Origin of the sequence: Rhodanobacter glycinis (assembly GCF_900114325.1) — a bacterium.
Taxonomy (GTDB): domain Bacteria; phylum Pseudomonadota; class Gammaproteobacteria; order Xanthomonadales; family Rhodanobacteraceae; genus Rhodanobacter_A; species Rhodanobacter_A glycinis.
The window spans coordinates 55,527-78,028 of record NZ_FOSR01000006.1 but is presented as its reverse complement, the minus strand read 5'-3'; the positions used below and the strand labels follow the sequence as shown (position 1 = coordinate 78,028).

Genomic DNA, 22,502 nt, shown 5'->3' with positions numbered 1-22,502 from the left:
CTTGGCGGATCGGCGAGCAGGAATCGTATGCCAAAAGCGCTGGCGGCAATCAGAAATCGCGCCATTTCACCCCTGGGTTCAAGCCCGCGTTTCCGCTCAGGCGGATGTTTCGCCATCCTTGTGGTCGCCACCCGCACCGTGGCCGTAGACCAGGGTGCCGCCCAGCCAGCCGCCGACCAGCAGAAAGACGAAGCCCGCCACGCTGAACGCCCGCGCCACGGTATCGGGGTGGATGAACTGGCCTTCGTGATCGCGCAGCAGCAGGCTCACGAGGTAGAGGATGAAGGCCATGAACATGATGCCCATGTGCGTGAAGCCGGTACGCACCGACGCAGGTTCTTTCGGAATCGCGGTCAGCTCGAAGATGCCGACGATGATGGTCGGTATCGCGGCGAGTGCTCCGATCCAAAGCAACACATCGGCCAGGTGCCAGGCAGAGGGCCCGTAGTGCGGCGTGGCAAAGTCCGCGATGGTGGCGATTGACCAGCAGGCCACCGGAAAGTGGGCCAGCGTGGGATGCAGGGGATGGCGCATGACGGGGTGCCCATAAGAAGCCCGGGCTCACTTTTCCGGCACACGAACATGCCGAACCCGGCCCGAACAAACAGTCATTGATTGTACGCTCCCGCGCCAAAGGCAGCGGGAAAGGCATCAGCCATCTTCGCATCTTGCAAGCACGGCGAGTACATGAGCGAGGCGGCCGCTAAGGCCAAGGGTGATCATGCCGAGCACGGCAAGGCCTGTTCGTAATCATCCGGGCGACGGCATGGCCGTCGATCAGGTGGGTGTAATGCGAAGGCCGGCGCAAGCCGGCTTTCGTTTATGCCGGCGACAGGGAGCCGAATGGGATCGTTGTCTCCTGCCTGGTTCGGCAACGAGGGCATTCGTGGGAAAATTCCTGTATTGCCCCATGAGTGCAGGGCCGCCCCCGCGATCGTCATCCGCCTCCGAAGAGGACCTTGACGACGTGGCTGATCAGGCAGGCTTCCACGGCGGGGTATCCCCTCGCATCATTCCATTCCCGAGAGTTCCGCATGCCCCGTTACATTGGTCCCCTGTTCGTGCGCGCAACCGCCCAAGCTCTGCTGGCCGCGCGCGATGCCAGTGCTGGCGAATGGAGCGGTTCGCTCGACCTGGGCCTGTCGCAGGGCGTGGCGTTGCTTCAGGCGGATGTCTGGCAATGGCGGGGCATGCGTTATCCGTATCCGCCGTCGCTGAAGGATCGGACGATCTACTACTGGGACGGCGACGAGTTCGTGCCGGCAGCGCGTTTCTCCGGCTCGCTGATCAAGCTGGCGCCGACTGAATGGGGCGCGCCGACATTCGAGATCGATGGCATCAAGATGCTGCCCACCTCGAAGCAATCGCCGTTTGAGGATGCGCGCCACAAGGTGGCGCTGATCGAACCGCGCGGCAAGCGCGTGCTCGATACCTGCGGCGGCCTTGGCTATTTTGCGGCCTGCTGCCTGCAGGCGGGTGCGGCGCGCATCGATTCGTTCGAGAAGAATGCCGACGTGTTGTGGCTGCGCACGCTCAACCCGTGGTCGCCAGACGCTGAAGACCCGGCCAATGAAGGGCGCCTGCAGTTGCGCCACGCCGATGTATCGCTGGCGATCAGCCAGGTCGCCGATGCCTCGATCGACGCCGCGCTGCACGACCCGCCGCGTTTCGGTATTGCCGGCGAACTGTATTCGCAGGTGTTCTACGACCAGCTTGCACGCGTGCTGCGCCGGGGCGGGAAACTGTTCCACTACACTGGCAGCCCCAACAAGCTCACCACCGGTCGGGATGTGCCGCGCGAAGTGGCCAGGCGGCTGGAGAAGGCCGGCTTCAAGCCGCAGCTCGCGCTGGATGGCGTGCTCGCGTTGCGGCGTTGAATCAAGCCTCTGGCTTGGAACGCACTTTTTCAGAAAAGCCAGCGCCGTTCCGTGTCTTGCTGGCCGTCGATTCCCGCATACTTGCCGTCCCACAGGAGGGCATATGGAAACGATCCACGTAGTGCAGCCGTTCGACCACGCGAAGCAGGGCTTGAAAGCAGGCCAGGTGTTGCAATTCAAGACGGGCGACGAGGCTGCACGCAGGGCCGCGCTGATGGCCGACAAGCATGCCGGCGTGATTGCCTACAGCATGGATGTGGACGAAGAAGGCGGGGATTACGGTACGCCGCGCGTGCTGTTCCAGTCTGGCGAAGTACCGGAGCTCTGATCTCGCAAGCCACACAATGTCGGGATGGAGAACGCTGAACGGGGTTCGCTCAGTGGCCTCCATCCCGCTTCTTCGATTCGGCAGCCGCGCGTTTGGGTGTATCAGGCGGGCACCATGTCTTGAGGCGCTTGCCGGCGCGGAACAGGTCGATGCATACCTGCATCTCGGCCTTGAAGGCCAGGTCAGGCGTGTTGATCGGGCAGCCGTACGGCAACGGCCCGCTCGCCTTGTAGATGGTGATGCAGGTTGCCAGTGGCAGCGGCTTGGCCGGATGCGGATTGCCGGCCAGTGGCGCGGACGGCAGGCTGATGCGTTCGTCGCGATCCTTGGACGACGGGGGCAGGGGTGGTGCGGCGCACAGCATGTTGGTAGCCATGCTGCTCTTCTTGGGATTGCAGATGCTTTTGGCGATCTTCTTGAGCGCATCACCCATATGGCGGCCCAGCGCGCCACCGGCGGTCTCGTTCGGCGGCGGAAAATATTTTTCGAACCGGGTTTGTGTGGTGTGCATCCGGTTCAGGTCGTGCTGCATGATCCGGCGATCGTCCGCGAGCTTGGGCTGCTTGGCCTTGGCGCTTTGTGGCGCCCAATGGTTCGTCGGGGGCGGTAGTCGTACCGAGCCATCTTTCGCGAACACACTGTTGTCCGCCGCCGTGGCTACGGAAGCCGCTTGTGCTGGCGCTGTTTCATGATCCTGCACCACCATCGCGCCACGGCGTGGCTTCTCGTGCGTGACGGGGCGGGCGTGTGGCGTCGCTCCCTGCCGCGACGCGGTCAATTGGGGCGGCGCGGGTGGTGCAGGTGGCTGCGCGGCGGGCGGTGTGCTGGTCTGGTCCAGCAGGCGCACCACCAGCACCTGGTTGATATCCGCGTGCACCCGCGTCGGGTGCGCCGGACTGGACCGCATCTCGTTCCACAGCACCAGCGCGAACAGCGCGTGCAGCACCAGGGTCAACGTCAGCGCGAGCGCCCACTCCCGGCGTGTCAGCGACGGTGGTTGTCGCCAACGCCGGCGCCGCAGGGTCTCGCGTGTACCGATGTCGAGAGATGCCAGACCGCGTGCGCGATCCTCCTCGGAGGGATGTCGGACCTGCCCGGAACGTTCGATGAGACGGCCTCATTCAAGCGAAATACCCAAACGAAGCTTGCGCATGCCGGCGGCATGGCTGTGTTTCGGGCGATCCCGGTAGACAGATTCTCTCGCGCAGGGTTCCCTCGATGGCAAAAATGGAGGCTTGCCTTGTCTGTCTCCACCGTTCTGCCCAGACCGCCGAGCGCACCACGCCGCCGTCCGCGAGCGTCGCCGCACGGCCCACAATCCGCTCACGGCCTTGATCGCTGCGAGGGTTGAGTGGCCCCTGTTCGGGCAGGTCTCGCCAGCATCCTCGCGTTTACGGCAAGATGCTCCCTACAGGGAATCTCGAAAAACCTTTCAATCTGCGTCATTCCGGCGAAAGCCGGAATCCAGTGCCTTTGTACTTCAGGCGTTTTAAAGTCGCTGGATCCCGGCTTTGGCCGGGATGACGAGCAAATAAAGCGGTTGTTCGAGACTCCCTTCAGGGAAGGAGGGGACATCATGAACACCACGACTGCGGCCCAGCCGCCGATGCTGCCTGCGGCACCATTCGTCATCGCCGGTTTCTGGCGCCGGTTGTTTGCGCTCGTTATCGATCTGCTGATGCTGGGTGCGCTCGGCATGATTATCGGCACGTTGTTTTTTGGTCCGCTGGCACGCATGGGGGATGCGGCGAAGCTGATCGGTTTCGTGATCGCGCTGGCGTACTTTGGTTTGTGCAACAGTCGTGTGTTCGGCGGGCAGACTCTGGCCATGCGCTGGTTGGGCTTGCGTGTGGTCGATGCGCAGGGCGGGGTGCTGTCGTTGCCGCGCTCCATGTTGCGTTACGTGGTGCTGGGCGTGCCTTTTTTTGCCAATGGCACCGCGTTCAATTCGCAATGGATGCTGACGTCCGCGCTCGGCTATGTGCTTGGCTGTGTGCTGGCGCTGATGGTCTTCGGTGGCATCTTGTCGATCATCTATCTCTATGTTTTCAACCGCCGCACGCGGCAGTCCCTGCACGATCTGGCGGTAGGTTCGTACGTGGTACAGGCAGCCCCCGCGGCGGCGCGCGCGAACTTCCCGTCGATCTGGCGAGGGCATCTGGTGGTCGTGGCGGTGCTGGCGTTGTTGACGCTGGGTGTGCCAGCAGTGGCGAAGCGACTGGCGGCGACCACCAGCTTTGCCGGCATGCTGCCGATGTATCAGACACTGTCGACGCAGCCTCATGTCATGTCGGCGCAGGTGGGTCGCACGCGGCTCAACTTCAACGGCAGCGTGACCCGCTCCATGCAGGCGACGCTACGGCTGGATGCGCCGCTGTCGGATGACAGCGCCATGGCGAAGCGCATCGCCCAGTTGGTTGCCAGGGCGGACCCTGACATCGCCAGCGAGGACACCGTGCGAATCACGCTTGTGTACGGCTACGACATGGGCATCGCGTCGGGGTGGAAGTCACATGGATACTCCTTCAAACCAGCAGAACTGAAGTAGACGGACAGCGGGAAAATGCCGGCGCGCTATCATGCTTCGATGCCTGTGCGCCGGCATGTCGCGGTGCGATACCTGTCGTGCGCCACGAGGCGATCGGCGCATGCCTTCCACTGCGAGCAAAAACATGATCAAGCACGAAACAATCAATATCCGTACCCCGGACGGGCAATGCGCGACGCATGTCTTTACGCCCGAAGGGACGGGGCCTTGGCCGGCGGTAATCGTCTACATGGATGCGTTCGGCATCCGCCCGGGATTGATGCAGATGGGCGAGCACATCGCCGCCAGTGGCTACGTGGTGCTGGTGCCGGATCTGTTCTACCGGTACGGCGCCTATGGTCCGCTTGATCCGAAGGAAGTGTTCGCCAGCGGCGGCTTCCGGGCCGTAGTCGGGCCGCTGATGGCGAGTACGGACAACGTCAAGGCCGCGCAGGATACCGAGGCGTTGCTGGCGTATCTCGACACACGCAAGGACGTGGCCGGCGACGTAATCGGCACGGTCGGTTTCTGCATGGGCGGCGGCATGGCAATCGCCGCAGCGGGGACGTATCCCGATCGCGTGGCGGCCGCAGTCAGCTTCCACGGTGGCCGGCTGGCCACCGACGACCCGGTCAGCCCGCATTTGCTGGCGCCGAAGATCCGCGCCGAGTTGTACGTTGCGGTGGCCGACAACGATGGCAGTAGCCCGCCGGACATGGTCGAGCGCTTCGAGCAGGCGCTGGACGATGCGGGCGTGCGCTACCGCTGCGAACTGTATCGCGGCGCTTCGCACGGCTGGATGAAGCCGGACTTCCCGGTTTACGACGAGGCGGCGGCCAAGCGCGGCTGGTCCGAGATGTTCGCGCTGTTCGACCGCGTGCTGAAACAGGAGCGGCCGGACGCGGCATGAAACGGTGTCGCGAGCGGATGGAGATGGACTGGAATCACCCGACGGTCAACCGTTCGCGCTGAGCGTAGCCCGTGCAACGGGCGGAGTCGAAGCGTCACCGAGCGTGGGCAGCCCATCGCCGACATGTCCTTCGACTTCGGCCCGCGGCCTGCGCCCAGGGCGAACAGAGTCCGGGCAAGCGCCATGCGTGCCGGAGACAACTCTCCCTGATCGTGGCGCACAATGGCGCGTCGCCCATCCTTGAGCTTCGAGCTGCCACCATGAAGAAAGCACTCGTTTTCGGCGCCACCGGATTCATTGGTTCGCAGTTGCTGCCGATGCTGTTGGCAAGCGCCGATTACGACCGCGTCACCATCGTCGTGCGGCGTGACCCGGGCGTGACGCACGCGAAGCTGGTGACGCTCGTTGGTGATATCGATGCACTACCCGCGCTGGCCGACAGGATCGACGCGGATGACGTCTTCATCGCACTCGGCACGACCAAGGCCAAGGTGCCCGACGAGGCGGCCTATTACCGTATCGATCACGACTACCCGGTGCGCGCCGCCGCCGTGGCGCAGGCGCGCGGCGCGACTGGTGTCTTTCTGATCTCGGCAGTGGGTGCGAAGGCGGGTTCGTCGCTTTTCTACCTCCGTACGAAGGGTGAAACGGAGCGCGACGTGATCGCGTTGGGTATCGCACGCACGCATGTTTTCCGGCCATCGCAGTTGCTTGGCCAGCGCGAAGAGCGCCGGCCACTTGAGCGACTCAGTATCGCGGTGTGGCCGGCGATCGACTGGCTGTTCGTGGGCGGCGCACGCAAGTACCGCGGCATCGCGGGTGTGGATGTCGCGCGCGCGATGGTGCGGGCCGCAAGCGACGGCGCCATCGGTGTGAACATCCACGAGTGGGCCGACATGAAAGCGCTGGCGTCGCGCTGAACGGATGGGACGAGCCATGGCGCAGTGTGGCTGGATGAGCGCAGGCCCGGCTTCGGCATGGCAGGGCGCGCGCGTTTGCTGGCCTCGGCCTTGGGTGTGTTTGGTAGTCTTTTCGTCAGGCAAACGTACCCGGCTTCTTTGAAACCAAGGTGGAAACCATGCATGCATCCCAATCACCCGGTGTCGACCCGCAGGGCCTGCAGGAATATTCGGTGGTGTTCACCGATCGCGCGCTCAACCACATGTCGCAGCGCTTCCAGCAGGTCATGCGCGACCTGTCGAAAAACCTGAAGGCGGTTTATCGCGCGCACGCAGTGGCGCTTGTCCCGGGTGGCGGTACGACGGGCATGGAATCCGTGGCGCGGCAATTTGCGCATGGCAAGAACGTGCTGATCATCCGCAACGGCTGGTTCAGTTATCGCTGGAGCCAGATCTTCGAGGCCGGCCGGATTCCTTCGCACACTACCGTGCTCAAGGCGCGTCCGACCGGTACCGCGCACCAGGCCCCGTTTGCACCACCGCCGATCGACGACGTCATCGCCAGCATTGCCGAGCACAAGCCTGACCTGGTATTCGCGCCGCACGTGGAAACCTCGTCTGGCATGCTGTTGCCCGATGACTACTTGCAGCGCGTGGCGACGGCCGTGCACGCACATGGCGGCATGTTCGTGCTGGATTGCATCGCCAGCGGCACACTGTGGGTCGACATGGAAAAAGTGGGCGTGGACGTCTTGCTGAGCGCCCCGCAAAAAACCTGGAGCGCAAGCCCTTGCGCGGCTTTGGTGATGCTTTCAGCCGAGGCGGAGGCACGGCTCAAGGCCACGCAAAGTTCCAGCTTCACCCTGGATCTGGCCAAATGGCGCGCGGTGATGACGGCGTACGAAAACGGCGGCCACGCTTATCACTCGACCATGCCCACCGATGCGCTGGTGACACTGCGTGATGCCATGGACGAAACCATGGCGATGGGCCTGGAACACGCACGCAACGCGCAGTTGGAGTTGGGTCGCAAGGTGCGGGCCTTGCTGGTGCGGCGCGACCTGCCCAGCGTGGCTGCCGAAGGCTTCCAGGCACCCGGCGTGGTGGTGAGCTACACCGATGACGACACCATCCACAATGGCAGTGCATTCGCCAAACGCGGCCTGCAGATTGCCGCTGGTACGCCGCTGGCCTGCGACGAGCCTGCCGATTTCAAGACATTCCGCCTCGGCCTGTTCGGTATCGACAAGCTCAGGGATGTCGACGGCACGGTGCAACGACTGGACAATGCACTGAACGACATGCAGGCGGGTACCTGAGTGCCAGTCACGCGTGATTCGGATGGCCTTCCATACCCATGGCAGGCCAGCGCCTCAACGGTGATAAATGAAGGCCAGTGATTCGTTCCACTGACTGCGTGAGCCGAACCGGGTCACCAGCGGACTGTCGCCGGCTGCACCGAGCAGTTGTCCATAGGCCAGTGCCAACGCGAAACCGGTGTGTGGGCTGGTCGGCATGAACAGGTCGTACTCCAGCGTGGCAAGCTGACTGCCGGCGCCCGGTTGCCAGGCGCGCACTCCCAGGGCGTCGGCCTGTTCCGTGGTAACGCCGAAGAAGCGATTCATCGCGGCGTGATTCATCGCCTGCCAGCTCAGTTGCAGCGAGTGATGTAGCAGCCCAACCGATGGCAGGTCCCATTCGGCATACAGCCTGAGATAGGCGCCCGCGCCTTGGGTGTCGTGACTGAGGTCGACGCCCGCATCCATTTGCTTGCTCAGCTGCCATTCGAGGTAGCCACCCAGGGTCAGCCGTGGCGATAGCGTATTGATCTTGCTGCGCAGTGCACCGAGGTCATCACCATCGCGGCCCCATTGGTAATCGCCATAAACGCCGCCATGCAGCACCGGGCCACCGATCAGATCGAACTGCAGGCCGTCCATGGTGGACAGGCTGAGGTGTCCGGGGATCTCGATGTCGACGTAGGGAACCGGCTGGTTGCGCGCCGTCTTGGCGCCGGGCCACGCTGGCATGCGTTCCACGCCGATGCCGCCGGCAAACGTCGGCTGGACGTCGGAATCGGCAAGGCAGACTTGCGTCGACAACAGGCAGGCCAGCAGGCCCGCCGGGAGCCATTGTCGCCAGATTCGCGAGAGTGGATGTGCGTGGTTCATGGGGAGGCCAGCATAGCGGCTGGATCCATGATTGGAGGTCAACGCACCACGCGGCTGCTCAGCCTGCGTTTGGTTGGCGCGTGATGGCGAGCAGGTGGCAGGGAGGGGGCGTGGACTCGTCGACTCGTCGAGTGGGCACATCCCCTGCCAAAGGCTTCAATAGCTTGAGCGCGAAGCTCACACGCCTTGTTCGGGCCGGATCGCCCTGGTACCTCGGCAAGCTGGATGTTTCGAGCAACCCCAGGGAATATCGAATAACCTTATTTTGCTCGTCATTCCTGCGAAAGCACATTGCTGTCCGGAATAATTTCGAATACCCGCAGTCGTGCGGTGGCATATGCCGAAATCGGTTTTTGCCCGTCATTCCGGCGAAGGCCGGAATCCAGTAGCCATATGGCTTGGACAGGCGTGATCGCTACTGGATGACCAGACAGCCGTCTGTTGAAAGGCGCCTCCGGCCTGCGCCGGGATGACGAGCCGGAGAGGTGGTCGCTGCCAGAAATGGAGTCGCCCCCTTGTTGCATCTCGCGCAAGCGGCGCGGGTATTCACTCTCGAAGGACATCCCAGGATTATTCCGGACAGCAGTGTGCGAAAGCAGGAATCCAGCGCCTTTGCTTTTCAATGGGTGGACGGCACTGGACCCCAGCTTGACCAGCCCTTCGGCTGTTGAGAGCCGCTGGGGTGACAGAGGGTCTTCGATGCCCCCCAAAGTGCGTTTGAGCAAAAGCCATGGCTCCGGAATAAATCCATGCCGTGACGTCGAGCCCGCCGTGGTGCAGGGCGGGGCGATCGAAGGCCATGATTCCGGCACAAATTCGCGGCCCATGGTCGTAGGAGCCCGCTGGCGGGCGATGCTTTTCTGGATGAAGCAGAAGCAGGAGCATCGCCCGCCAGCGGGCTCCTACAAGAATGGCGACTTCGAGGCCAGCCGCAGACGTCAGCCCTGTCACACCGGAAGCAGTGGTGTGATCGAACGGATTTATTCCTGACAGAAGGCGGCAGGATGACGACGGTTGTTCGAAGATCCCTGTCGGGTTTCCAGACGGCGCGCTGCTTCCTACGAGGCCGGCGGCGTGGCGCCGGTGAACTTCACGGCCTGGGCGCCGCTGATGGGCCCGGCAACCTTGGCCTGGTCGTTGATGTAGAGCTTGACCGGCCTTTCGAAGACCAGCGGACCATTCACGGTTGCGCCTGCATCGATCACGATTCGCGGCACATGGTTGCTGCCGAAGTGGATGCCGAAGAACTCGTTGCCGTTGCCGTTGCCATCGGTTTTTTCCACCTTGATGCCACCGTCGACCACGGCATTGCCGGTGATGTGGATGTCGCCGTTCGCCGTGGTGATGCCATGGCCAACGTGGGCACCATCGATCTCGATTCGATCGTTGACGTTGCCCAACGAGCCATTCACGGCCGACCCTGCGGCAAGGTCGAGCTCGCCGTTGACGGTCTCGGCGTCGCCCAGGACCTTGGCGTCCTTGGCGAGGGTGATGTCGCCATTGACCGTATGGACGGCTCCGGCCTGCGCGCCTTCGGCGAGGTGGATCGAGCCGTTGACGGTAGCGGCCTTGTCGGCCTTGGCATGGGCCTGCAGGCTTATCGCCCCGTTCACGGTGGTTGCATCGGAAACGGTGGTGCCGGCAGGAACATCAACGGAACCATTGACGCCGTTCACGCATGCAGCGGTGGCGAGCGGCAACACCAATAGGGCGATGACGTAGGTGCAAAGACGTGCGTGTGGCATGGCGGCCTCGTGCGCGTAGTGGAGGGAAGCGTCGATCGAAGGGATCGTGCAGCAACGTCGGTGGTTTGCCAATAGGGCTTTTGACAGGGTGAAAAATCGCGACGTTTGTATGCGCGCAGACAGGCGTGTGGTACCGGGCTCTTTGCCTGCGTCGTTGTGTTTACAACGGGTGCTGCCGGTAGAACTGCGTGAGTTGCTGGTAGATCGCCGGCAAGTGCTGGTGCAGGGTGGCGGGTGCTTCGAAGAACAGTTCACTGACCACGGCGAAGAACTCGGCCGGGTTTTCCAACGCGTACGGATCAATCGGCAATTCGATTCCGTTGCGCTGGTCTTCCTTCAGGCGGTCCCATGTACTCGAGAAGATGCGCCACCACTCGCGGCGGTCCATGCGCCGGTGCAGCGGCGGGAAGCCGTTGGTGTCGCCGTTGAGCATGTCGAGCTTGTGGGCCATTTCGTGGATGACCACGTTGTGCCCGGGTTTCTTGCCGGCCTCCAGCACGTCCGCCCACGACAGGATCACCGGCCCGCGGCCCCAGGCCTCGCCTGCCAGCGGGGTATTGGTCTGGTGAACCACACCGGCGGCATCGACTTGCTGGCGGCGGGGGATGAACGCGTCCGGATACACGATGACGCTGCGCCAGCCGTCGTACCAGTCGATGCCCAGTTTCAGGATGGGCATGCATGCGTGAGTCGCGAGAAGGACGCGATCGGCATCGTCAAGCTCCACGCCCTTCACCGGCTCCAGCGACTTGCGGTCAAGGAACAATGTGGCCAGCACGCGCAGCGTGGCCTGGTCGGAAGCACCCAGCCGGCGTGCCGGGAGACAGTGCTGCAGCGCGTTTTGCCAGAGCCCGTCGGGGATCGGGTGCCGGGCGACGATACGCCGCACACGCCAGTTTCTGATTTTGTCGAACATGGGCACCCGCCGGAGGAGTTACATGGTCAACAGCATCTGGGCCGAGATGTGCTTTCTCAAGCAGGGGAGCGGATGTTTCCCCGCCGCGGGTTTCCGAGGCTGCTCAAGTCGGAACGCTGATCAGCGTCGAAACTCAGTTGCTTGAAGCCTCTCTCCCTTTGGGAGAGGGGTTGGGGAGGGGGTTCGGACGAAGCGCGGCATACAGGCCTGAATCACACGAGGCGCCTCGCTTGGTCCGAACCCTCATCCGCCCCTTCGGGGCACCTTCTCCCGGAGGGAGAAGGGAAAAAGCTGGCTGGGAATCGACGCTAATCGGAAGTCGGGATGGCCAGCTAATCGGCCCCGCCTGGCATGCCGGATTACTGCCTGGCGTCGGCCGTCTGTGCGGCGCGTGCGGCGTCAACCAGTTCATCCAGACTGATCTTTCCGTCGTGGTTGGCATCCACATCGGCGAAGTGCTGCTCCAGCGTCGGGTTGGCGGCGGCCTCCGATTTGCTGATGCTCTTGTCCCCGTTGCTGTCGAGGCTTTTGAAGGCTTCTTCGATGGCGACCCGCTGGTTGGCCAGGCGCGATGCCATGAATGCATTGAACTCCGTGCGGCTGACCTGTCCGTCGCCGTTGGTGTCCATCTTGTTGAAGGCGGCCGCGACAAGATCGGACTCGGACTTTGTTTCCACCGGCGTGGCCGTGGCGCATGCGACCAGTGCGCAGAACAGGGTGGCGGAAGCCAGCAGGGTGTTTCTTGCGATGGCGGATTTCATGGGTTGCTCCGTAAGTGTTGCAGGGTCAATGCCGATGCCTGTCGTAGTTATCGTGGCGATGGTCGTGGTAGCGCCGGTCATCATGATGTCGGTGGTGGTTTTTGGTGGTGACGTTGCCGATCACGCCACCTGCGGCGGCGCCGGCGATGGTGCTGAAGATGTCGCCATGGGAAAGCACCGCGCCACCGATTGCGCCGATGCCGACACCGATAAGCGTGTTCTTCTGTTTCCTTGTCATGCCGTGCGCGTCGACAGTGGAGGCGGTGCCCGCGGCCATGGCGAGCGATGCCATCAGGCAGAATGCGATTCGGGTTCTCGCGGGTGTGATTTTCCTGGGTGTCATTGCTACATGCCCTCATGCATTTCGATCAGGTGCCGGAGGCCACCGAAGCGAAAGGAGAGCGCCAGCGGATGCGGTACTCGCCCTCGTGGTCCGGGGTGGCTCTGGTCAGGGGATACAGGTGGCAGGCGTGAAGACGAAGCAGGGCTTCGGGCGGTTCCTGCCCCGCATGGGACAATGCGAATCTCGCGCCTGCGAAAAGCCAAGCGCTGCATGGTCCGGCACGAACATTGCCTCAACATTGCGTCCATGGGCGATGGAGGGTCGTCGTCGTTCGACGCGTGCGGGTTCTTGCATGCATCAGGTGCATGTATCTGCCCGGGAGCGCATGGGTCGCTCGGACGGTCGTCCATCGTGTACGCGTGCTCCGCTGCGCGCCGGAGCACCTCCGTTCCCCTCGATGGTTCGGGGAACGGAGGCCTCGGGTTCGATTACTCGGTGAAGCTGGCGGTGACGTGGTACACGCGTCCGCCCCAGCCATCATCCGGGAACGCATCGGATACCTTGACGTAGACCGGTTTCGCGCCATCGCTGCCGGAGCCGAGGTATGGCGTCAGGTCGATGGTCTGGTTGCCCTTGTTGGAGCCGTCGGTGATGCGCTGGTTTTCCTGCAGCACCGTGGTCCAGTTCTGGTTGTCGGAGCTGACCTGGACCAGGTATTCGGCATCGATGGTCAGGGTGACGTGTGCCGAGGTGGTGTCGAACGGGAACGGGAAGCGATAGGTGAAGTGCGCGGTACCGTCGGCGAACCGGTTCTGCACGCCATTGCTCTGCGAGCCGTCGGGATCCCACAGCCACGGCGTCTCGTTGACGGTGCCGGTGTCGAAGTCGATCGAGTGCGCGACCAGCACGTCGGCCTGGGTGCTGAAATGCAGCCCGGCAGCCGCCACGTTGGCGGTGACCATGTGGTGCCCGTCCGTGGCCAGGCTCGGCACGGTAAGCGTCAGTGGAATCGAGCCGTTGACCGGGACGGCGGTGCCGTGGGGCTGCAAGTGCAGTTGGCTTGCGGTGGGCGAGACGCCCCAGCCGGCAGGCGCCTGGACCGATGCGTTCGCGTTGAGCGGGAACCAGCCGGTGGCGGAGACCCCCAGGTTGAGGGCGATGGGGGTGTTTCCTGATGCCGCCGGCATGACCACGGGCTGCGCCGGGGACAGGGTTGCGGCCAGCGAGGCTTGCGGCGTCCAGACGGGTATCTCGCCGATCAGGGCGCTGAGCGCACTGGCCTGGGTGCGCCAGTCGAAGACATTCGGATGAGCGTCGCTGGTGGCGCCGGACCAGCGCGTGCCGAGCCGCCCGGCGGCGTCGCGATCAGCGTTCCAGATGCTTTCGGCCTGCGTGTCCAGGAAGGCGGCGTAACGGCGATCGTGGGTGGTGTCGACCAGGTCGGTCCAATAGCGCATGAAGATGCCCTTGAACTGCTTGCCGTTGTCGTCGCAAGTCTGGTCGAGTGCATCGCAGCTTTCGGTCAGAATGCCGCTGGCGACCAGTCCGTTCGGACCGATGGCGGCATCGGCCAGGCGGCGCACGGTGGCCATGATGGACGGGTCGCGGGTGGCGCGCCAGAGTTCCAGGCCGGCACCGATCAGCATGCCCTGGTTGTAACTCCACACGGTTTGTCCATTGTTGGTGCAGGTGTCGGTCAGGCCATCGTTGACCAGGCCGTTGGCATTGATCATGCCGCTGCCGTTGAACCACTTCCACGCGGTGCTGGAACGGGCGAGCCAGAGATGATCGCCATGGATGCGGTTGTGCAGTTCGGCGGTGAGCCGGATCCACAGCGCGTTGGTGACGGCGTTCTTGTAGGTGCGTTCCGCGTTCCACCACACGCCACCGCCACAGGTGCTGGTGTCCCAGTAGCCGTAGACGTAGTTGGCGATGGTCACCGCCATGTCCAGGTACTTCGGATTGCGGGTCAGGTCATAGGCCTGAAGCCATGTCAGCACCCACCATTCGGAGTCGTCGATGGCCCGGCTGGTGAAGTTGCCGAGCAGGGGATCGCCGGACAGCACGCCCGGCGGAAACACGCCCTTGTCCTTCTCGAAGGTGTTGTCCAGTTGACCGAGATAGCGGCGGTCGCCGGTGCGTTGCATGTAGTCGCCGATGGTTTGCAGGGCGACCGCCGAATTCCACCAGCTGGAGGGAAACCAGGCCTTGTTTGGATCGTACGAACTCATCAGCACATCCGCCGCCACCCGGGCACGGGCGACGGCCGTGGGACCATCGATTCGCGGGCTGGCTTCGGGTTGTCGGGCGTGCGCGCTTGCCACTGCGGTCAGCACCATGAACAGGGTCATCAGACCGGTCAGGCCCGGCGTGATCGAACGGCGCATTCGCGGGGCGCCGAGCCAGCCTGAGCGGATCTTTGGGAGCAATTTCAATCGATCTAAAAGCGAGTGGAATTTTGTCGTCGAATGCATGATCGGAAGCTCTCCTCGTGGGAATACCCGGGAAAGGGATGGAGGCTGGATTGCCCCATCTTTCCATGGCCAGATCAGTGGCTTGGCGCCATGCCGGTCTGGAAAAGTGCACGTGTGGCGCAGCCTTCAGGGCACAAGTCGACGAAGCTGGCAGGCCCGTGCGCCCGATCGAGTATTGCCGGAGGATCCTTCCAATTGTGAGAACCACGCCACGGACTGCTCATCGATGGCCCCGGGCGCTTCGAATAGCCGTCCAAACACGGAGCCGCGGATGACCCTGTTTTCTCGTCATTCCCGCGAGACGCTAGTTCAACAGCCGCTCTGATCAACGACGAAACTCCGCCCGGGGCCGTTCGCGCTGAGCGTGGCTTGCGCCAGCAAGCAGAATTGAAGCGCACGAAAGCAATGCCCCTTCGACTCCGGCCCTACGGGCCTACGCTCAGGGCGAACGGTGAGGTGTCGCCTGAATCTTGTCGCCAATCAGGTCGGCTGTTGAAAAGCGCCTTGTCGGGATGACGGGCAAAAGACTGATGGATCAGACTTCCCTCAGTCCTTGCCGATGGCCTTGATCATCTGTGCGAAGTGGGCCTTGACCTTGGGGTCGGCATGCGATTGATCAATTTCGGACGGTAGCTTCGTCAGTCGCGCATTGAACGCCTTGACCAGCGTTGGCAACTGCTCGGGTTGATAGTCGATCAGGCGACCGAGCTGCGCCGCCAACGACACATCGTCTGGCAGCGGGGCCGGTGAATTCCAGTGGTATTTCAGCCATTCGACTGCGGCCGCGGTGCGTTTCATGCGGTAGCGCAAACCGGCTACATCGACCGGGTGGTCAGCGAAATGCACGGTCACTTTCAATGGCTGGTCCGCGTTCTGCGCCGGCACGATGATGCGGACCGTCAGCGCGTCGCCGTCGTACTGCCAGGTGCCCGGACGGACGTCATCCGCGCGGGTGTACGGCTTGCCATTGACCATCACGCTTTTCGGCAGCGTCGCGTCCGGCAGTTCGATGGTGAATTGCTTGTCGTGCGGCATGCCGGGATAGCTGCCCTGGTGTGGGCCGACGGTCAGTGTCGCGGTGTGCGCGTCGCGTTTCCCATCGATCGCGGTGAAGGCGTATTCGCCATGGCGATAGCCTTCGCTGTTGCCGGCGTCGGTGTAAAGCCGCGTGTGCGCAGTTCCACCCGGGAACTGGCGCAGCACGAGGACGCTGTTGTCCATGTCCTGCAGTTTTTTCACCGAGGGCGGGTTCATCGGCACGATCGCACCGGCGCGGACGAACACCGGTACTTCATCCAGCGTGTAATCACGCGTGACGGTCCGTCCGCCTTGCAGCACGTCGCCGCGGTTGCGGTCGTACCAGCGGCCGGGTGGCAGCCATGTCGAGACGTTGGCCACGCCGTCCTTCATCGGTTGCGCGACGGGGGAGACCAGCATGTCGTCGCCGAACATGTATTCGTTGCCGACGTCGTAGGCTTTGGCCAGGTTCGGCCATGCGTAGTACAGCGGGCGCATCAGCGACACGCCGCTGTCGTAGGCCTCGCGCGAAGCCGTGTAGATGTAGGGCGCCAGGGCGTAGCGCAGGTCGATGATCTGCCGCAGCGCGGTGAAATCCGCAGGCGGGAAACGCCAGGGCTCCTTGCGCAGGCCGGCTTCCTTGGAGGAGTGGGTGCGCAGGATCGGGCTGAAGGCGCCGAACTGCATCCAGCGCACGTAGAGTTCCGGATTGATGTGGCGCTGGTCTTCCGGTGTGTCGTCGGAAAACATGTGGCCGCCGATGTCATGGCTCCAGTAGCCATAAAGCACGTTCGATGCGGTTGCCGTGAAGTAGGGCTGGTAGGCCAGCGTTTGCCAGGCAATCACCGAGTCGCCGGAAAAGCCCACCTGGTAGCGATGGTTTCCGAGGCCGCCCCAGCGGTGGTAGATCAGCGCGCGGGCCTTGTCCGCGTTCTGCATGTGCGTATAGAAGACGTAGTTGAGCCACCAGGTGTTGGACAGGCCCGGCAGCTTTTTCGCATCGGGCCATTGCTGCCAGTCGTGCCACCAGAAGTTCACGCCCTCGGCGCGCAGGGGCGCGAGCACGATATCGAACAGGTTGCTCATGTAGCGCTTGTCGACGGTATCGATGCCGATGGCTTTGCCGTCATGCACGCCCATCGCCTTGGCGAAGGCGGGGTAGCGCGTCTCGTTCGATGGCACGCCGGACGCCGGGTGCAGGTTGAGCGTCACTCTCAGTTGCTGGCTGTGCAGCCACGCCAGGAATTTGGCCGGGTCCGGGAACAGGCTGTGGTTCCAGCTGTAGCCGGTCCAGCCGACGGTTTGCCCGAACGCGTCGCGCTTGACGTAGCGGGGATCCCAGCTGAGCTGGTCGGTGCGGTGCCAGTCCATGTCGATGACCAGCACGTCCAGCGGAATGCCGTAGCGCTCGAAGTTTTTTACCAGCGCGCGCAGTTCGCTGTCCGAGTAGTTCCAGTAACGCGACCACCAGTAGCCGAACGCAAACCGCGGCGGCATCGGTTCGCGCCCGGCCACCTTGGCGAAGTCACCCAGGATTTTCTTGTAGTGATGGCCGTAGCCGAGAAAGTAGAGGTCCTGGCAATCGCTACAGGTGCGTTTCTTGACCCAGCGCCAGGCGCTGTCGTCGAACAGGAAGCTCTTCGAATCGTCGACCAGGTGCCAGCCCTGCCGTGACAGCAGGCCTTGTCCGAGATCCAGCTGCTTGCCGGTGTCCAGTTGCACGTCGCCGCGATAGCGGTCCAGCGTGCGCGCCGTGCCCTTGAGATTGCCTGTTTCCACGTCGCCCGGGTGCCAGTCGAAGGCGGTCTTGAAGCCCTTCGAATGGATGGTGAGATTGCCGGCATTGAAGCGGCCGCTGCCAAGCTTGTAGGCAAGGCTCAACGAAGCCGTGTCGATGTGCAGCGTGCCATCGCGGGTGGTCGTGGTGAACTTCGGTACCGGCTGATCGCGGTCGATGAACACCTGCGAAGGCGCATCGACGAAGTGCCCGTCGGGAGACCATTCCATGCGGATGATGCGTGGCGTCAGTACGGTGAAGCGCACATGGCTGCGTTGGACGACTGCGGCGGGGTTGGCCTTGCCGTGCATGGCGGGTTCGGCGTTCTGCGCTAGTACCGGCAGCGCTGTCATCAACGCGAGCAGCGCGATGGCTGCCTGTACATGGATCTGTCGCTTCATCGGAATCCTCGATCGTCGGGGAAGATCCGGACGCGCGGCGATGCGGTGTCACGCCTTTCGCCACGCCAGGATCAGACAACAGCGCTTCATGCGGGGCCACCGCACGCAGGGAAGACTACCCTCAGCAATGCTGATGCAGTCAGGTGTCGACCCGTTATCCCCGGGTGCGGCATCCGGCGTGCGGTCATGAAGGTGTGCGCTCCTCCACACCACGGACCGGACTCTCCATCGCCGTCGACTCGCCGGTTTCGTGGCGATTCAACGTGTCCGATGGAAGGCGGCCCTTGATGACTATAGCAAATAAGTCATACATTTCGAGGTGCGTCTTGCCGATGGCGCCATGGTGCATTTGGCCCTGCTTGTACGGGGTGCTCCGTGCACATTCCGCCGACAACGCCGGCCCGCCCCATCTGGACGTCCATCCATGTCGAAAAAGCGCACGCCTCTCATCGATCCTTCGGCTGTCGCCGATCCCCGCCGCCGCGATGTCCTGAAGCTTTCCGGTCTTGCCGGCCTGGCGCTTGCCGGCTCGGCGCTGCTGCCGGCCGAGGCGCGCGTGCCGTTCGGCGTGGCACGCACCGGCTCGGCGACAGCCACCGAGGGTGCTGTCGTGCCGTTCTCGACGGCGGCCACGCCGATCCGTCCGCCCGCTGTGCCGTTGGCGGTGCGCCAGCCGTATCTGAGCACCTGGTTGCCGGCGACGCTGCTTCCCGGGACCTCGCCGCAATTCTGGCAAATCGACCCGAGCCATCTCGATGCCACTTCCACCAACGCCACGGGCATGGTGGGGTTGGCCCGCATCGATGGCGTGGCGTGGCTGTTCATGGGCGACGGCAAGATCGTCCGGGACATTCCCGATGGCAATCACGGCAAGGCGCACACGGTCGAGGATTATCCACGTGCCATGCAGCAGACTGCGTTGCACATCACGGCGACGCGCTCGTGCTTCACCTTGCAAGGCGGCGGTGTCGAACTGTCGGTGGATTTTCTTTCCCCGGTGGAGTCGGGCGACGCACGCCGCCAGTCCATTCCGATGAGCTATGTCCGTGTCTCGGCACGAAGCGCGGATGGTGCGGCGCATGCCGTGCAGATCTACATGGAAATCACCGGCGACTGGGCCAGTGGCGATCATGCACAGGAAGTGGTGATTGCGCGCGGCGACTCAAAGGCCGCCCGCACCTGGACGCTGGCGCTGGCCAAGCCGCAGCCGCTGACCGAGCAGCACGAATTCGCGGCCTGGGGGCATGTCGTCTGGTCGACGCCGAATCGCACGGGCATCAGCATGCAGGCGGGGGATTGCCTGAAGGTGCGTCGCCGGTTCGTCGAGCATGGTTCGCTCGACGGCAGAAACGACGCGCAGCAGTCCACGATCAAGTCGATGCCGGCGCTGGCATTGGCGGTCGACCTGGGGCGCTGCGGTACCTCTGCCATCGGCGTGGACTTTGTCGTGGGACAGGTGCGCGAGCAATCCATCAACTATCTCGGAAAGCCGCTGAATGCGTTGTGGACCCACCATTTCGGTGACTGGAAGACGATGCTGGATTTCTTCCATGGGGACGCCACCGCAGCACGTGCGCGGGCCGACACGCTGGATGCAAAAATCACGCGCGACGCACGTGCCGCCGGCGGCGGGCATTACGAAGGCCTGTGCGTGCTTGCGCTGCGGCAGGCCTACGGCGGCACGGAACTGGTGCTGGGGCCGGACGGTTCGCCATGGGCGTTCCTGAAGGAAATCTCCAGCGACGGCAACGTGTCCACGGTGGATGTGCTGTTTCCGGCATCACCGGTGTGGATGTACCTCGATCCCGATTATCTGCGCATGCTGTTACTGCCCTTGCTCGATTACGCCGAGAAGGGCGGCTGGCCGAAGACGTTCGCCGAGCACGACGTGGGTTCGTCCTACCCGCAGGCATCGGGTCACAACGACGGCAAGGAAGAGGACATGCCGGTGGAGGAGACCGGCGACATGCTGATCATGATGGCCGCTTATTTGCGGCGGGTTCCGCGTGCCGAAGCACGCGCGTTCGCCACGCGCCATTACCCGCTGCTGAAAAAGTGGGCGGGCTATCTGGAAAAGAACCTGCCCGATCCGGGTTTCCAGAACCAGACCGACGATTTCGCCGGGTCGATCGCGCACAGCGTCAACCTGTCGCTGAAAGGCATCGTGGCGCTGGCAGCCATGGGCCAGGTGGCCGAGCTGGTTGGCCGGGCCACCGAGGTCGCGCACTACCAGCAGCGCGCACGCAAGGACATCGCTTACTGGGCGAAGCGGGCGAAGGATCCGAAAGCCCCGCACCTGGATCTCACCTACCACGACGCCGGCGGGCAGGGTACGTGGGGCACGCTCTACAACGGCTTTGCTGATACGTTGCTGGGCACGGGGCTGATTCCGCCGCAAGTCCGCGTGATGCAGGCGAACTGGTATCGCCAGCAGTGCAATGCCTTCGGTCTTCCCTTGCAGGTGCCGCACAGTTACGCCAAGTCCGATTGGGAGCTGTTCACGGCGGCCTGACTGGCCGACCAGCCGGTGGCGCAGGACCTGATCGATCGCGTCTACGCCTACGCCAATACCACGCCCGATCGCGTGCCCTTCTGCGATCTGTACAACACCGTTACCGGTCGCCGCACCGGCTTCGAGGCCCGGCCGGTGCAGGGCGGCATCTTCGCGCCACTGGCGGTTCGGAGCATGGGGCGGACAGGTTCCCCTGGCGATCCCGAAACCTCTGCCTGAGCCGTGTAGGAGCGCACCTTGTGCGCGAAGGCTCTGGCTTCGATCGACGCCAGGAGCGTTCGCGCACAGGGTGCGCTCCTACAAAAAAGGAGTAGCGAGCAAAACAGGGTTGTTCGAGATTCCCCAAGGTGCGGGCATTGGCGTGATGCGGGCCCGTTGTGACGCTGGGCTTGTGGCCGATTGGATGTACGCTTGCGCGACGGTCGTTGTCGCGTGCCGCCCAGTTGCTCCCCACTCCAAGCATTTCGCATGTCCCTATTTGAACGGCTTACCTTGTCTGCAAGTGCCATCCTTTTCATCGGTGGCAACGCCTCGACGGAATGGTCAGGCGCGCAATGAGCGGCATGTTCCATTCGCTCAGAAGCTACAACTACCGGCTGTGGGCCGGTGGCGCATTGGTGTCCAACGTGGGCACCTGGATGCAACGCATCGGGCAGGACTGGCTGGTGCTTACCGTGCTCACCCATCACAACGCGACGGCGGTGGGTACGGTGATGGCGCTGCAGTTCGGACCGCCGTTGCTGCTGCTGCCGTTGTCTGGTTTTGCCGCCGACCACATGGATCGGCGCAAGCTGCTGCTGTGGACCCAGGGAGCTTCAGGTTTGCTGGCGCTGGGCCTGGGCCTGCTGACCATCTTCGGTGCGATCCAACTCTGGCAGGTGTATGGCTTCGCGTTGCTGCTCGGCATCGTCACCGCGTTCGACGCGCCGGCCCGGCAGGCGTTTGTGTCGGATCTGGTCAGCGATGACGTTCTGGCTAACGCGGTGGCGCTGAACTCGGCGTCCTTCAATGCCGCGCGCATGGTCGGCCCGGCGGCAGCGGGCGTGTTGATTGCCGCGGTCGGTGAGGGCTGGCTGTTCCTGATCAATGCAGGTTCCTACGCCGCCGTGCTGGTATCGCTGTGGTTTCTTCGCAGGCACGAACTGCTGACCGAGGCGCGACCCAAGCGCACGCGTGGCAGTCTGCTAGCCGGGTTTCACTATGTGTGGAAGCGACCCGACCTGATGGCGGTGCTGGTGATGCTGTTGCTGCTCGGCACCTTCGGTTTCAACTTCGCCATCTTCATTTCGACCATGTCGGTTACCGTGTTCCACGGCAACGCCAGCCAGTACGGCCTGCTGACCTCGGCGATGGCCGCGGGCACCATGTGCGGAGCCTTGCTGTCGGCGCGCCGGGCGTTCCCCGGCATGGTGCTGATGGGCGTCGCGGCGGCCGCCTTCGGTGTCAGCGTGGCAGTGGCGGCGGTGATGCCCAGCCCCATCCTGTTCGCCATCGTGCTGTTCTTCGTCGGCCTGGCCGCGCTTACCTTCATGACCGCCAGCAACTCCATGATGCAGCTCACCACCGAACGCAGCATGCGCGGCCGGGTGCTGGCGCTGCGCATCGCCGTGGTCATGGGCGGCACCCCGATCGGTGCGCCGCTGGTCGGCTGGGTGGTCGACCGTTTCGGCGCCCGCTGGGCACTGGGCGTCGGCGCGGTGGCGGGCATTGCGGCGGCCGGGGTGGCGGTGGCTTATCTGGTCAGACATTGCCACCTGCGCCTGTTCCGCGAGGCCGGCCGACTGCGCCTGACTATCCATCCGGAGCCGGCTGACGTAACCGCCGTGCGCGTGGCGGCGGGCGAGCGTGTGACCTGAGCAGGCGTACCAACCAGGGAGACGCCATGCTTTCAGGTTGCGCAGTTG

17 protein-coding genes and 1 pseudogene are annotated in these 22,502 nt (G+C 63.6%); 8 read left to right on the top strand and 10 right to left on the bottom strand.

What is annotated here, in order from left to right:
* Positions 1-96 precede the first annotated feature (96 nt).
* Complete coding sequence (locus BMY90_RS08250) at positions 97-534, bottom strand: DUF2231 domain-containing protein (RefSeq protein ID WP_092703178.1); 438 nt, start codon at positions 532-534, stop codon at positions 97-99.
* A 500-nt stretch (positions 535-1,034) separates the two neighbouring features.
* On the opposite strand from BMY90_RS08250, the gene BMY90_RS08245 reads away from it, so the two are divergent.
* Both BMY90_RS08245 and BMY90_RS08240 read left to right on the top strand, forming a co-directional pair.
* A complete protein-coding gene (locus BMY90_RS08245; RefSeq protein ID WP_092703177.1) occupies positions 1,035-1,877 on the top strand; it encodes a class I SAM-dependent methyltransferase in 843 nt (280 codons plus the stop codon).
* Positions 1,878-1,980: 103 nt separating this feature from the next.
* Positions 1,981-2,205, top strand: a complete 225-nt coding sequence (locus tag BMY90_RS08240) for a hypothetical protein (RefSeq protein WP_092703175.1) — start codon at positions 1,981-1,983, stop codon at positions 2,203-2,205.
* A 49-nt stretch (positions 2,206-2,254) separates the two neighbouring features.
* On the opposite strand, the gene BMY90_RS08235 is transcribed toward BMY90_RS08240, so the two are convergent.
* On the bottom strand, positions 2,255-3,151 hold the full coding sequence (locus BMY90_RS08235; RefSeq protein ID WP_245734996.1) for a hypothetical protein: 897 nt from the start codon (positions 3,149-3,151) through the stop codon (positions 2,255-2,257).
* A gap of 630 nt (positions 3,152-3,781) precedes the next feature.
* Here BMY90_RS08235 and BMY90_RS08230 point away from each other — a divergent pair.
* The 4 genes from BMY90_RS08230 (at position 3,782) to BMY90_RS08215 (ending at position 7,860) form a co-directional block, all read left to right on the top strand.
* On the top strand, positions 3,782-4,753 hold the full coding sequence (locus BMY90_RS08230) for an RDD family protein (RefSeq protein ID WP_092703171.1): 972 nt from the start codon (positions 3,782-3,784) through the stop codon (positions 4,751-4,753).
* 124 nt (positions 4,754-4,877) lie between these two features.
* The gene (locus BMY90_RS08225; protein ID WP_245734987.1) at positions 4,878-5,642 is read left to right on the top strand and encodes a dienelactone hydrolase family protein; all 765 of its coding nucleotides are present in this window, start codon (positions 4,878-4,880) and stop codon (positions 5,640-5,642) included.
* Positions 5,643-5,902: 260 nt separating this feature from the next.
* Positions 5,903-6,562, top strand: coding sequence for an NAD-dependent epimerase/dehydratase family protein (locus BMY90_RS08220; RefSeq protein WP_092703169.1), 660 nt, complete (start codon positions 5,903-5,905; stop codon positions 6,560-6,562).
* Between the two features lie 158 nt (positions 6,563-6,720).
* Complete coding sequence (locus BMY90_RS08215) at positions 6,721-7,860, top strand: aminotransferase class V-fold PLP-dependent enzyme (protein WP_092703167.1); 1,140 nt, start codon at positions 6,721-6,723, stop codon at positions 7,858-7,860.
* 54 nt (positions 7,861-7,914) lie between these two features.
* On the opposite strand, the gene BMY90_RS08210 is transcribed toward BMY90_RS08215, so the two are convergent.
* From BMY90_RS08210 to BMY90_RS08180, 8 genes are all read right to left on the bottom strand, one after another.
* Complete coding sequence (locus BMY90_RS08210) at positions 7,915-8,712, bottom strand: MipA/OmpV family protein (protein WP_092703165.1); 798 nt, start codon at positions 8,710-8,712, stop codon at positions 7,915-7,917.
* Between the two features lie 272 nt (positions 8,713-8,984).
* Entirely contained in the window at positions 8,985-9,437 is a 453-nt protein-coding gene (locus BMY90_RS17030; protein WP_139201721.1) for a hypothetical protein, read from the bottom strand.
* Positions 9,438-9,770: 333 nt separating this feature from the next.
* Entirely contained in the window at positions 9,771-10,457 is a 687-nt protein-coding gene (locus BMY90_RS08205) for a DUF4097 family beta strand repeat-containing protein (protein ID WP_008214073.1), read from the bottom strand.
* Between the two features lie 160 nt (positions 10,458-10,617).
* On the bottom strand, positions 10,618-11,373 hold the full coding sequence (locus BMY90_RS08200; protein ID WP_092703161.1) for a M90 family metallopeptidase: 756 nt from the start codon (positions 11,371-11,373) through the stop codon (positions 10,618-10,620).
* A gap of 359 nt (positions 11,374-11,732) precedes the next feature.
* A complete protein-coding gene (locus BMY90_RS08195; RefSeq protein WP_245734986.1) occupies positions 11,733-12,215 on the bottom strand; it encodes an EF-hand domain-containing protein in 483 nt (160 codons plus the stop codon).
* Positions 12,160-12,426, bottom strand: a complete 267-nt coding sequence (locus BMY90_RS08190; RefSeq protein WP_092703157.1) for a hypothetical protein — start codon at positions 12,424-12,426, stop codon at positions 12,160-12,162. Before BMY90_RS08190 ends, BMY90_RS08195 begins: the two co-directional genes overlap by 56 nt.
* 479 nt (positions 12,427-12,905) lie before the next feature.
* Positions 12,906-14,804, bottom strand: a complete 1,899-nt coding sequence (locus BMY90_RS08185) for a glycoside hydrolase family 76 protein (RefSeq protein WP_092703155.1) — start codon at positions 14,802-14,804, stop codon at positions 12,906-12,908.
* Positions 14,805-15,437: 633 nt separating this feature from the next.
* Positions 15,438-18,086 carry a glycoside hydrolase family 31 protein gene (locus BMY90_RS08180; RefSeq protein WP_092703153.1) on the bottom strand — a complete coding sequence of 883 codons (2,649 nt, stop codon included), beginning with the start codon at positions 18,084-18,086 and terminating at the stop codon, positions 15,438-15,440.
* Between the two features lie 340 nt (positions 18,087-18,426).
* Here BMY90_RS08180 and BMY90_RS08175 point away from each other — a divergent pair.
* Positions 18,427-20,817: pseudogene (locus BMY90_RS08175) on the top strand (glutaminase family protein).
* Between the two features lie 344 nt (positions 20,818-21,161).
* On the top strand, positions 21,162-22,454 hold the full coding sequence (locus BMY90_RS08165; protein WP_245734985.1) for an MFS transporter: 1,293 nt from the start codon (positions 21,162-21,164) through the stop codon (positions 22,452-22,454).
* The last annotated feature ends 48 nt before the right edge of the window (positions 22,455-22,502 follow it).